This is a genomic window from Niastella koreensis GR20-10, assembly GCF_000246855.1.
Lineage (GTDB): Bacteria > Bacteroidota > Bacteroidia > Chitinophagales > Chitinophagaceae > Niastella > Niastella koreensis.
On record NC_016609.1, the window covers coordinates 8,378,120 to 8,391,411 of the forward strand.

The window sequence follows — 13,292 nt, forward strand, 5'->3', positions numbered from 1 at the left end:
CATGAATGATCTATCGTACATTTTGAACGAATTAGGAGAAGATCGCGAACAGTATTTCCGTGCCATTTCTCCACCCATTATGCAAACCAGCAATTTTGCTTTTAAAAAAGTGGACGATCTGCGTAAAGTATTCGAAGATGAATTCAGCACTTACCTGTATAGCCGTGGTTTAAACCCCACCGTTGATATTTTACGGCAAAAACTGGCCGCCCTCGATGAGGCAGAAGATTGCCTGGTGTTTAACAGCGGCGCCTCCGCCATCTTTGCTTCCGTTTTTTCGAATGTACAATCAGGTGACCATATAGTTTCGGTTCGCAGCCCGTATACCTGGGCGCAACGCATGTTTGATAATATCCTTCCCCGCTTTGGCATTAAAACTACCTATATCGATGGCACCCGCGTTGAGAATTTCGAGCAGGCCATTCGTCCCAATACAAAGATCATTTACCTGGAATCGCCCAACAGTTGGGATTTTGTGCTGCAGGACCTGCAGGCCGTAGCCGGCCTGGCAAAGTCGAAAAATATTATAACAATTTGTGATAACAGCTATTGCACGCCCCTGTTTCAGAAACCCCTGGCTATGGGTATTGATATGGTGTTGCAATCGGCGACCAAATATATCGGCGGGCACAGTGATGTGGTAGCAGGGGTATTAACCGGCACCCGCCAGATGATGAAGAAGATCTTCGATAATGAATTGCTGAACATGGGCAATGGCATTACCCCATTCAATGCGTGGCTGCTGATCCGCGGTTTGCGTACCCTGCCCATTCGGTTAGAACGTATTTCGCAAAGCACCCTTAAGGTGGTTGACTACCTGAAAAAACATCCCCAGGTAGAAGAAGTGATCTTCCCATTCGATCCCGCATTTCCGCAATATAAGCTGGCCAAAAAGCAAATGAGCGGCGCCTGCGGCTTATTTACTGTTGTAATGAAAGCAGAAAAAATGGACCAGATTGTAACCTTCTGCGAATCCTTGCGACATATTCTAATGGCTGTTAGCTGGGGTGGCCACGAAAGCCTGGCAATACCCCGCTGCGCCTCCATTTTACCGGAAAATTTCAATCCCGGCAATCGCGCCCATAAAATGATCCGGTTTTATGTAGGCCTCGAAGACCCGGATTACCTGATCGCAGATTATGAGCAGGCTTTTGCTAAAAGCCGGTAGGTTTTAGCAGGCAGCAAGACAGGCGTACAGGAAATATAGTGAATAAAAATTATTGGTCAATAATATGGTGGGGGAATACCCTCACCTAATGGCGTTTACAGCCTTGAGGCCCAGGAGCAAACCAACAAATATTTTAACAGACCGCTTATCAAAAACAACATCATTCGCCTCTCATTACAATTACTTTTGGAATATGAAAAAAAGTAAGACCCTGTTACTGATCCTGATCTGTTACCTGCCGTTTGGTTTGCAGGCCCAGGAAAAATGGGACCTGCGCCAGTGCGTTGAATATGCATTGGCCAATAACTTAACGGTTAAACAAACCAGCCTACAGGCCAATGTAGCCGAAGTAAATGAAAAGCAGGCCCGGTGGTTGCAGGTTCCCAATGCGGATTTCAGCCACAATACCGGTTTTCAATGGGGCCGGCCATTAGACCCTACCACCAATACGTTTACCAGCAATGAAATTCTTGGCCAGAATTATGGACTGAATGCATCGGTAACGGTTTTTAACTGGCATCGCCTTCGCAATAATATAATAGCAGCCGATCTGAATACCGATGCCGCTAAAATGGATATTGAAAAAACAAAGAATGATATCTCTTTAAACGTGGCCACTTATTATTTGCAGGTACTGTTATCGCGGCAGCAGATCCTGATTGCCAGTGTGCAAATGAACCAGACCAGGCAACAATGGGAAGTGGCGAAAAAAAGAGTGTCTGCCGGCGCTGCCCCGGAGCTGGATGCGCTTACGCTGGAAGGACAATACGCTACCGATAGTTCCAATTATATTACAGCAAAGGCTACAGCCGATCAAAACCTGTTGTTGTTAAAACAGGTGCTGAATATCGATGCCGGTAAATATTTTGATATTGCCACACCTCCTGTTGAACAGATCCCTGTAGAACCGTTGCTGCAATTACAACCTGAAACCGTTTACCAGATAGCACTGCTAAACCAGCCTGCCCAAAAAGCAAATGCCTTGCGCATACAGTCGGCAGAAGCTGCTATGAAAACCAGCCGGGCTGCCATGTATCCCACCGTAGCTTTATATGGCTCATTGAATACCCAGTTTTCAAGTGCTGCTAAAGTTTCTACCGCGGTTAAAGGAGCAGATGTGCCTACGATATTTTATGCAACAGATGGAATTAATAAATTTGAAGTTTATCAACCAGGATATAATATTGTAACAAACAAGAAATCCTTTGGTGAACGCTGGACTGGCTGGGGGTCCCAACTGAATAGTAACTTTCGCCAGAGCCTTGGCTTTAGTATCTCCGTTCCCATTAACAGCGGCGGCAATGCGCGTTTTAATTATCAACGCTCAAAGTTCGATCTTCAAAACGCCCAGTTGAACAAAGCCATCATCAATCAAACTTTGCAGAACGATATTTATAAAGCTTATTTAAATGCATCATCGGCTTTGGAAAAATTCAACGCAACCAAACGTACCTATGAAGTAACCCAAAGATCATATGACGTGGCAAAGAAAAGATATGAGGTAGGCCTGTTAAATACGTTCGACCTGCTCATTAGCCAAAACAATATGAACCGTGCTCAATCAGATATGACTACAGCGCAATTTGATTACGTGTTTAAGCTGAAAGTGCTGGAGTTTTATAAAGGGCAGGGCATTAAATTATAAAATAGTTCATGAGATTCTAAACCGAACCAACCATTCATTATGAAGAAGAAAAAATTAGTGTGGATACTTATTGGCCTTGTGGTGCTGGTAATAGGGCTGGTGGGACTTAAAAGCGCCGGCGTTATTGGTAAAGACGAAGGGCTGAAAGTGGCCACCGAAAAAGCGGAACTCCGTAATATAACCGAAACCGTTAACGCCAGCGGAAAAGTATATCCTGAAGTAGAAGTAAAAGTAAGTCCTGATATTTCAGGTGAAATAGTTGACCTGGAAGTAAAAGAAGGCGATAGTGTTCGCAAAGGCCAGGTACTGGCAAAGATCTATGCAGATATCTATTCAACCCAGCGTAACCAGGCTGCGGCAGAAGTAAACCGCCAGCAGGCGATGGTAGAGAACAGCAGGGCACAACTGGAAAGCCTGCAGGCTGCGCTCGATCTGGCTAAAAAAACACTGGACCGCCAAAAGCAGTTGCGGGCCGATAATATAATTTCTGCCGCTGAATTTGATCAGGCAGAAAATTCTTATAAAACAGCGCAGGCTAATTTCAATGCTGCTAAAGAAAGCATTCGCAGTGGTCAGGCGGGCATAGCCAGTTCACAGGCCAACCTGCAAACAGCCGCTAAAAACCTGAGCCGTACAGCCGTGTTATCACCCATGAGCGGTACGGTTTCATTACTGAATGTAAAGGCAGGTGAAAGGGTAGTAGGTAACTCCATGATGGCTGGTACCGAAATGATGCGTATTGCCGATATGGGCATTTTTGAAGTACAGGTAGATGTGGGGGAGAACGATATTCCCAAAGTAAAACTCGGCGATTCTGCCCTGGTAGAAGTGGATGCCTACAATAACCGTAAATTCAAAGGTATTGTTACCCAGATCGCCAGCAGCAACACCACCGCCAGTACGGCATCCAGCACCTCCAACGATGTAACCAATTATAAAGTGCACATCCGTTTACTGCGCGACTCTTATAAAGACCTGTTCGATCCGGCAAGACCAAGGTACTTCCCTTTCCGCCCCGGGATGAATGCCAACGCCGATATTCAAACCCGAACAAAGAACAATGTACTGGCCGCTAACATCAATGCCGTAAACACCCGTGAAAAAGGTACTGATAAGGTAATTGGTGAAGATAAAGACAAGGAAAAACCAAAAGACAATTCGCAGGACGCACCAAAAGCAGCTTCCACAGATCTGGATGAAGTAGTGTTTGTATTGCAAAAAGATGGTACGGTGAAAAAGGCAGTTGTGAAAACCGGTATCCAGGACATCAACAATATTGAAATAACGGAAGGATTGAAAGCAGGTGATGAAATTGTAGTAGGACCTTATAACGTCATCAGCAAAACATTAAAAGACGGCACCAAGGTTAAAGTTGTGCCTAAGGATAAATTGTATGAAGTGAAGAAGTAGGTAAAAGCTAAAAGCCTAAAGCCAAAAGCCGCTCCGACCCGTAGGAGCGGCTTTTGTATTTGCCTTGGGTTTTAGGCTTTAAGCCTTAAGCTGCATTTTCTTACATTTGGGGGCAAAACAAGAATTACATGCAATTGGGAATAATAGGCAGTGGGAGCTGGGCAACAGCATTGGCGAAAATTTGTACAGACAACAAACAAGCTATAAACTGGTGTGTACGGTCAGAGGAAATCGTGAACCACATACAACAACGGCATCACAATCCCGGTTATTTAAGCTCGGTATATTTCGATACAAACCTGGTAAAACTGAATACCGATATCGCCGCCACCATTGCTGCCAGTGATTGCATTTTAATTGCTACACCTTCGGCCTACGTAACCGCTACACTCAGCGATCTGCCGGCCAATGCGTTTGAAGGTAAAAAAGTACTCTCCGCCGTAAAAGGTATTCTGCCCGATAATAACTTATTGTTGAACGATCACCTGAAGGAGGCATTCAACCTGCCTTTGTCTGATTACTTTACGGTAATGGGCCCCTGTCATGCCGAGGAGGTAGCCTCGGAAAAACTATCCTACCTCACTTTTTCAGGCATAGATGTATCGATGGCAGAAAAGATAGCAGCCTGCTTTACCACCCCATATTTAAATACCGTTGTTAATCCCGATGTATACGGCGTGCAATATGCAGCCGTGCTGAAAAACATTTATGCCCTGGGCGCCGGTATTGCCCACGGGTTGGAATATGGCGATAATTTCTTAAGTGTGCTCATTGCCAATTGCGCAGATGAAATGGCCGGTTTTTTGAAAAAAGTAGGCATCCAGCATATCGAGGTGGGGGTGCATGATGGCGAAGACCCGGTGACCCACCGCAAAACACCCAACTATGCCGCATCGGTATATCTGGGCGATCTGCTGGTAACCTGTTATTCGTTGTACAGTCGTAACAGAACTTTCGGTAATATGATTGGTAAGGGATATTCGGTGCGGGCCACGCAGCTCGAAATGAACATGGTGGCCGAGGGATATAACGCCAGTAAATGTATTTTCCTGGTAAATCAACAGATCGGGGCCGAAATGCCCATAGCCGAAACCGTTTACCGCATTTTGTGGGAAAATGTTAAACCCCGCAAAGGCTTTAATCTGGTAGAAAAAACGTTAGTCTAATGTGATAATTAGATAATTCGATAATGTGATAATTGAAAAACACGGTAGCAAACTTTTTATACATCTGGTTGTAATAATTATAGCCTTTTCGCGACAAATAAAACTAGCCCATTAGCCTATTATCACATTAGCAAATTAGATTTAAATGCCTTTCTCTTTAGGACCATATGGAATTACTGCAATGCTGGTGCTGGCCGGTATTGTTATCATCAACGAGGTGATTAAACTCGTTAAAAAAGACCATCATTCGGCCTAAACAGGCGTAACATATTGATTATCTATAGGCCCCCGAGCAGTCGGGGGCTTTTTTATGTCTTGTATTTAGCTGACAGTGAAGTTATTGCAAGGGTTTCTTCGGAACTTCTTCGCAAATCCTCTTAGACAACCTGTAGGTTTCTTCGCAAATTTGCGAAGAACTTGCGAAGGATTTGCGAAGAAGGGTAAGCTGAGTCTGTGCTCGGTCCCGAAGAATGTCTGAACCGGGATTCCCGGTTCAGACAAAAAGCGCTGCCGCTATACCATCCGCAAATAGTTTCCCTTCTTTGGTTAGTTGCAGGTGATTATTGTAGAACCGCATTTTACCACTATCTATAAATGGTTGGGCGGCCCGTTGTAACTGGTTTGCTTCCCTTTCCCCAAACCGGCTTACTATCCAGCCAAGATCGAGGCCCTCGATGGTGCGCAGCGAGGTCATGGTGTATTCGTTTAACCGTTGGGTGTGGGTAAGGGTTTCCATTTCCAAAGGCACCTTGTTTTCCTTTAGCGATTGTATGTACAACGCGTTGTTGGCAATGTTCCATTGCCGCGATGTACCGTTAAACGAGTGGGCGGAAGGGCCAAGTCCCAGGTAAGAAGCGCCCTGCCAGTAAGAGCTGTTATGACGGCTGCGCATGCCGGGCAGCGCGAAATTCGAGATCTCGTAATGCTCATAGCCCGCCTGTTGCAGCCAGTCCATCAGTAATAAAAACTGGCGGGCCTGATCTTCGGTATTTACCTCGGCGGTTTTGTGTTTGTTTATCATGGAGGCCAGGGCGGTGCCTGGTTCAACGGTCAATGCATAACAGGAGATATGCGGAACGCCTATGGCAATGGCCTGTTGCACATTGTGCTGCCATTTATCATCGGGCAGGGTAGGGCCGCCATAGATAAGATCGATGGTGATATTAGGAAAATATTGTATAGCCAGTTGTAAATTGTCGATTGCCTGTTTGGCTGAATGTGCCCGGTTCATCCAGCGCAGGTCCTCTTCAAAAAAAGATTGTACGCCTATGCTTAACCGGTTAACGCCCGCCTGTTTCCATTCCTGCAGCTTATGCTCAGTGATGTCGTCGGGGTTGGCTTCCAGGGTGATCTCGGCATTGGCCGCCACCTGAAATTGCTGGTGCAGGGCCTGCAAAATAGCCGACAGTGCTGACTGCGTTAACAGGGAAGGCGTGCCGCCGCCAAAGTAAATGGTGTTCACCGTTTCCGGTGGCAGATAATTCTTTTGCAGGCTTATTTCTTTCAATAAAGCATCTACAAATTCGTTCTTTAGCTTCAATGAGGTGGAGAAGTGAAAGTTACAGTAATGACAGGCCTGCCTGCAAAACGGGATATGTAAATAAATGCCTGACATCGTATTCCGTATTTTTATTCGAATATTACAGTTTAATTAATTGTACAGCGTCTTAATGGCAAAGATAGTACCATGTAACAAGTATTTTGATGCTTCTACATGTAGCAGAGGGCTTGCATTGCCTGATGGTCATTGCCAATTGCCTGCTTGCCTGCAGAAGCCTCGGCAAAGGCGGATTGTCTATTGCCTGTTGTCTGTTGTCTGTTGCCTGTTGACCCCTTTTTTGCTGTCTGCGCAATACCGGTTACAAATAAAACCTGTCGATAAAGATTCGGGTTTCATCTATTCAACCCTGCGGCTCGATTCAAATTTCAAGAACCAGGAACTGGCTAAGGATTACATCAGCAAACTGCCCGAACTGTTGCAGGCAAAAGGTTATCCCGCCGCTTCCATCGACTCAGTTTATTATGAAGCCAACAGGACCGTATGTTCCCTGTACGTGGGCGAAGCCTTTCAATGGGCCCGTTTGCATGTTGACTCGGCCAATAAAAAACTGCTCGATGTTATTAACGTGAATGCCAGAAAACAGGCTATGAGTTTTGAACAGGTGCAGGCCGCCCAGCAAAAGCTGCTCGATTACCTGGAGAACAACGGTTATCCGTTTGCAAAGATCAAACTCGATAGCATCAGCTACATTAATCAGCAATTTGAAGCTTACCTGAACATAAATAAAGGGCCCCTTTATAAGATCGATAGCATTCGCAACTATGGCACCGCCAGCATATCCTCCATCTTTTTACAGCGCTACCTGGGCATTATGAATGGCAGCTATTACAAAAAGGAAAAGCTGATGGCGGTTAGCAAAAAACTCAACGACCTGGGATATGTGGAAGAAAAACATATCTGGAACCTGACCATGCTGGGAACAGGTTCTATTCTGAATGTATACCTGGCGCCCAAACGCAGCAGCCAGATCAATGTGCTGGTAGGTTTTTTGCCAAACAGTACCCAAACCCAAAACAGTAAACTGCAGGTAACCGGGGAAGCCACCATAAACCTGAAGAACTCGCTTGGGGGGGGCGAAACCATTGGCATAAACTGGCAGCAGTTACAGGTTAAATCGCCCAAGCTCGACCTGGCGTTTCAGCAGCCCTACCTGTTTGGCTCGCCCTTTGGCATGAACGCCAGTTTCAATTTATTCAAGAAAGACAGTTCGTACGTAAATATCAATATGCAGGTAGGGGCGCAGTACGCCCTTTCGGCCAGCCAGGGCGGAAGCGTGTACATCCAAAGCTTTCAAACCAATGTGCTGGCAATAGACTCCCTGGGCATCGTAAACAATCACGTGTTGCCCGAGCAGGCGGACATCAGATCGGTAAACCTGGGCGTGAACTATGAATGGTATAATACCGATTACCGGTTCAACCCCCGCAGCGGAAATGAGTGGGTGATAAATGTAACGGCAGGATCGAAAAAGATAAAAAAGAACCCGCAGATCCTGAACCTGAAAGACGAAAACGACCCCAGCTTCGATTTCAACAGCCTGTACGACACCGTACAGCTGAACAGCTACCAGTTCAAGCTGAAAGGATATATGGCGCATTATTTTAAATTAACCCGGTTCAGCACCCTTAAAACCGGCATTAATGGGGCCTGGTACCAAAGCCCGGCCATCTTCAAAAACGAATTATTTCAAATTGGTGGATATAAATTATTGCGTGGTTTTGATGAAGAAAGCATTTTTGCATCGCAATACGCAATTGGCACCCTGGAGTACCGTTACCTGGTTGGGCGAAATTCGTACCTGAGCTATTTTTTTGATGGGGGATGGTCGAAAAACGCGAGTGTATACGCCCGGTCAAGTAACTATTATTGGGGTACGGGGATTGGGATGGCGTTTGAAACAAAAGCAGGTATTTTTAATTTGTCGTACGCGGTGGGTAAGCGCGATGATACCAAATTCAACCTGCGGCAATCAAAGATCCACGTGGGTTACCTAAATTATTTTTGAGCATAAATACATTTCCGGCAATGGCGGCACTACAATATTTTTGCAAACCCAAAAGTTCCCTGTGAAGAAATTCATTCTACTCGCTTTTTGTTGTTGCTTAATGATGGTGTCGCTTGCGCAAAGCGGAAAGGATACTATTCCTCCCCGGGAACAACGCGATACGCCCGGTATTAAAAGAGATACCATTACCCGGAAAAAAGAAAAAGACACCGTTAACCATACATTGGCCGATACAGCGCTTACCGTTGCCCGGCCCGATACGGCCGACAGTGTTAAAACCGTACGCCGGCCGGTTGTTGCTACCCGCCCTGATTCGGTTATACCGGTGGCCAGCGTGGTAAAAGAGGAGGGGCCGGAGCCCAAACCTACCCTGGCGGGTTTTGAGAATGCGTTGCGCGACCATCCTTATTTTAACTTTTATGGAAAGGCGGTATTGATCACCGAACAGCTGAAGAAGGGAAGCCATGACGAAAGCATGTTTTACTTTCTGTGCCTCCTGTTGTTCTTTTATGGGTTCATCCGCATCGCCTTTTTGAAGTACCTCGATAACCTCAACACCTTGTTCCTCAGGGTTACTATGCGGCATCAGCAGATCAGGGACCAGGTGTTGCAATCACCCTTGCCCTCCCTTTTCCTGAATATTCTGTTTGTTATCTCCACCGGCCTGTTCCTGAGTTTTGTGGCCGACTATTATAATATAGTACCGGGTATGAACCGGTGGCTGCTGTTATTTTATTGCTGTGTGCTGCTGGCTACTATTTATATGGGTAAGTTCATTCTGCTTAAAATGGTAGGCTGGATGTTCAATATCAGGTCAGCGACGGATACCTATATTTTCATAGTTTTCCTGGTAAATAAGATGCTGGGCATCTATTTATTACCGGCTTTACTGTTTATGGCCTTCGCAAAAGGGCAGTTTTTGACAATTTTAATGACTTTGACTTATTTCTTTATTGCTATATTATTTATTTATCGGTTTATAATAGCATACAGGCCAGTAAGAAATGAGATTAAACTGTCAAGATTCCATTTTTTTATTTACCTTTGCGCCTTCGAAATAGCACCCCTTTTATTGATTTACAAGGTGTTATTGATTTTTGTGGAAAGAAGTTATTAACTTTGCAAATCCATACGTAGCTAATATGGTTAAAAACGGGGCTAAAAACGTAGCAACAGCTACAAACACCATTAAAAGAATCCTGATTACTCAACCCAGGCCGGAAACCGATAAATCACCGTACTTCGAACTTGCCAGAAAGTACAGTGTTGAATTGGAGTTCCAGCCATTCATACGTCTTGAAGGTATTCCCGCCAAAGAGTTCCGCAAGCAAAAGATAGAAATACCTAATTATACAGCTGTAATCTTTACCAGTCGCAACGCAATTGATCACTTCTTCCGCATTTGCGAGGAAATGAAGATCAGTATTTCGCAGGATACGAAGTATTTCTGCATTACTGAAGCCGTTGCATTGTACTTGCAGAAATTTATCCTGTATCGCAAGCGCAAGGTGTTTTATGGGGCCGATAGTACGAACAAGAGCATGTTTGATGTAATAAACAAACATAAAGAGAACGAGAAGTTCCTGTACCCCTGTTCCGAAAATCAGCAGGATAATGAGATTGTGAGCTGGCTGAAAGCGAACAATTGTGAATTTGCCACCCCATTCATGTACCGCACTATCAGTTGCGATGTGAAGGAGCTGCTGACAAAAACCGAATACGACATCATTTGCTTTTTTACCCCCAGCGGCGTAAAAAGTCTTTTCGATAACGTGCCTGCCTATCAACAGAACGGCACCCGCATTGGTGCGTTCGGCAGCAATACTTCCCGCGCCGTTGAAGACGCCGGTTTAACCCTGGATATTAAGGCGCCGGCCCCACAGGCCCCGTCTATGGTAGCGGCGTTGGAACAGTACCTGGCAGCGCATAAAAAGAAATAAAGCAGGCTAAAAGGTGAAAGCCTAAAGCCAAAAGCAAAACCATATAGTTAAAGGCATCCCGATAATCGGGGTGCCTTTTGCTTTAGGCTTTCAGCTTTGAGCTTTCAGCTGTATTCTCCCCCGGGAACACGATTTGCTATAATAACCTTCCAGGGCATCATTAAGAAATAGTGATTTACCACCATTTTACGGTTTCCTTTTACACATATATTTGAAATCAGGTACTTTTAAGCATGGCTAAACACACAAACAGGCTGGCAGAAGAAACGAGTCCCTACTTGTTGCAACACGCCCATAACCCCGTTGACTGGTACCCCTGGGGCAATGAGGCGCTTGACCGGGCAAAAAAAGAAGACAAACCTTTGCTGGTAAGCATTGGGTATGCCGCCTGCCACTGGTGTCATGTGATGGAAAAGGAGAGTTTTGAAAATGAGGAAACGGCTTCCATGATGAATGCCCATTTCATCAATGTTAAGATAGATCGCGAAGAGCGGCCGGATCTTGATCATATATATATGGATGCGGTGCAGGCCATGACCGGCAGCGGCGGCTGGCCCCTGAACATCTTTCTTACCCCCGATGGCCGGCCCTTCTATGGCGGTACCTATTTCCCGCCCAAAGCCATTTATAACCGGCCTTCCTGGCACGATGTATTAACAGGCGTGGCCAATGCCTGGACCGAAAAACGAGACGATATAGATGCGCAGGCTACTAATTTAACCGGACATATAGTTCAATCCAACTCCTTTGGCCAGCAGGCTGTGGAGGGTGATATAAATATGGACGCGCTTTTTTCAAAAGAGATAGCCGATACCATGTTCAACAACATTATGGGTACGGCCGATAAAGAAGAAGGTGGTTTTGGGAGTGCCCCCAAATTTCCACAAACCTTTACAATTGGGTATTTGCTGCGTTATTACCATAAAACCGGCAATGAGCAGGCGTTGGCCCAGGCCTGCCTGAGTTTAGATAAAATGATCCGGGGCGGTTTGTATGATCACCTCGGTGGTGGGTTTGCCCGGTATTCAACCGACAGGGAATGGCTGGTGCCGCATTTTGAAAAAATGCTATATGATAACGCCTTACTGGTATCTGTGCTGTGCGATGCCTGGCAGCTGACCCAACAACCGTTGTATAAACAGGCGGTGGAGGAAACGCTGGCTTTTGTGGAAAGGGAGTTGCATTCTCCCGAAAAGGGTTTTTATTCGGCCCTGGATGCCGACAGTGAAGGGGTTGAGGGGAAGTTTTATGTATGGAGTAAACCCGAAATAGAAGCCATTTTACAACAGGACGCCGCCGTATTCTGTGCTTTTTATGATGTTACCGAAGGCGGCAATTGGGAGCATACCAACATTTTGAACATACGTAAACCGTTGAAACAGTTTGCGGCGGACAATAATATTCCCGAAGCCAGGCTGCAGGAATTGTTGCAGCAGGGGCGTGAAAAGCTGTTACAACACCGCGCGGGCCGGATAAGACCCCAGCTTGATGATAAAATATTGCTGGGCTGGAACGCGTTGATGAACACGGCCTATAGCAAGGCGTACAGTGTTTTTGGCAATCCGCAATATGCGGAAGTGGCCGAGGAGAACATGAAATTTATCATGAACCGGTTCACCCGGGATGGCCTGGAATTTTTTCATACCTATAAAAAAGAAATAGCAAGATACCCAGCCTTTTTGGACGATTATGCGTATTTAATACAGGCGTTGATCCATTTGCAGGAGATCACCGGTAAAGCAGCATATCTGTATAAGGCAAAAGCATTGACACAACAGGTAATTGACCAGTTCAGCGAGGAAGGCACCGGTTATTTCTTTTATACCCATCAGGGGCAGCAGGATGTAATTGTGCGAAAAAAAGAAGTGTATGATGGCGCAATTCCCTCAGGAAACGCAATAATGGCTTTTAATTTGCAGTACTTGGGCGTTGTTTTTGATATGTCCGGTTGGAAGGAAAGGGCCATTGAAATGTGCGCAGGACTACACCAGGCTGTACATCGCTATCCGGGATCTTTTGGCGTATGGGCTAGCATGATATTATCAATTGCAGGGGGTATTGCAGAAATAGCCATTATTGGAAAAGACGTTGAATTGGTAAGGCGCGAGCTTTTGCAGCATTTTATCCCGTTCCGGGTTCTCCAAAGTGCCCCCCAGGCAAATAATGATTTACCCTTATTAGCCGGTAAAACACCTACCCCTGATACGCAAATTTACTTATGTAAAAACTACCAGTGTAGCGCGCCTGTAGTCAAAGTATCTGACCTGATCCGTCTTCTGAAAAATGTGTAAAAATTTAAAATTTTGGGGATACAATAATCCAATTTCCGGTATCGTTTACATGTAAGCTTATATCACGTAATTGCAGTTTTAAAAAATAAATTCTATTCTTGTGATG

General features: G+C 45.4%; 9 protein-coding genes. 8 read left to right on the forward strand and 1 reads right to left on the reverse strand.

Translation table 11 applies throughout. The features are described from left to right. Position 1: 1 nt before the first annotated feature. From NIAKO_RS33700 to NIAKO_RS33715, 4 genes are all read left to right on the forward strand, one after another. Positions 2–1,168 (forward strand): trans-sulfuration enzyme family protein, encoded by a 1,167-nt coding sequence (locus tag NIAKO_RS33700; RefSeq protein ID WP_014222977.1) that lies wholly within the window; start codon positions 2–4, stop codon positions 1,166–1,168. Positions 1,169–1,361: 193 nt separating this feature from the next. Beyond that, positions 1,362–2,813, forward strand: a complete 1,452-nt coding sequence (locus NIAKO_RS33705; RefSeq protein WP_049815660.1) for a TolC family protein — start codon at positions 1,362–1,364, stop codon at positions 2,811–2,813. A 39-nt stretch (positions 2,814–2,852) separates the two neighbouring features. Continuing rightward, on the forward strand, positions 2,853–4,223 hold the full coding sequence (locus NIAKO_RS33710) for an efflux RND transporter periplasmic adaptor subunit (protein ID WP_014222979.1): 1,371 nt from the start codon (positions 2,853–2,855) through the stop codon (positions 4,221–4,223). Between the two features lie 128 nt (positions 4,224–4,351). Beyond that, entirely contained in the window at positions 4,352–5,389 is a 1,038-nt protein-coding gene (locus NIAKO_RS33715) for an NAD(P)H-dependent glycerol-3-phosphate dehydrogenase (protein WP_014222980.1), read from the forward strand. Positions 5,390–5,882: 493 nt separating this feature from the next. Here the strand turns inward: NIAKO_RS33715 and hemW are convergent, their stop codons facing one another. Continuing rightward, on the reverse strand, positions 5,883–7,004 hold the full coding sequence (hemW, locus tag NIAKO_RS33720) for a radical SAM family heme chaperone HemW (RefSeq protein WP_014222982.1): 1,122 nt from the start codon (positions 7,002–7,004) through the stop codon (positions 5,883–5,885). Between the two features lie 211 nt (positions 7,005–7,215). On the opposite strand from hemW, the gene NIAKO_RS33725 reads away from it, so the two are divergent. The 4 genes from NIAKO_RS33725 (at position 7,216) to NIAKO_RS33740 (ending at position 13,186) form a co-directional block, all read left to right on the forward strand. Continuing rightward, on the forward strand, positions 7,216–8,955 hold the full coding sequence (locus NIAKO_RS33725; protein WP_133055238.1) for a BamA/TamA family outer membrane protein: 1,740 nt from the start codon (positions 7,216–7,218) through the stop codon (positions 8,953–8,955). A gap of 61 nt (positions 8,956–9,016) precedes the next feature. Beyond that, positions 9,017–10,072: a DUF4271 domain-containing protein gene (locus NIAKO_RS33730; protein WP_133055239.1), complete on the forward strand. Its 1,056-nt coding sequence runs from the start codon at positions 9,017–9,019 to the stop codon at positions 10,070–10,072. Positions 10,073–10,097: 25 nt separating this feature from the next. After that, positions 10,098–10,895: a uroporphyrinogen-III synthase gene (locus tag NIAKO_RS33735; RefSeq protein WP_049815661.1), complete on the forward strand. Its 798-nt coding sequence runs from the start codon at positions 10,098–10,100 to the stop codon at positions 10,893–10,895. 233 nt (positions 10,896–11,128) lie between these two features. After that, positions 11,129–13,186 carry a thioredoxin domain-containing protein gene (locus tag NIAKO_RS33740; protein ID WP_014222986.1) on the forward strand — a complete coding sequence of 686 codons (2,058 nt, stop codon included), beginning with the start codon at positions 11,129–11,131 and terminating at the stop codon, positions 13,184–13,186. Positions 13,187–13,292: the final 106 nt, after the last annotated feature.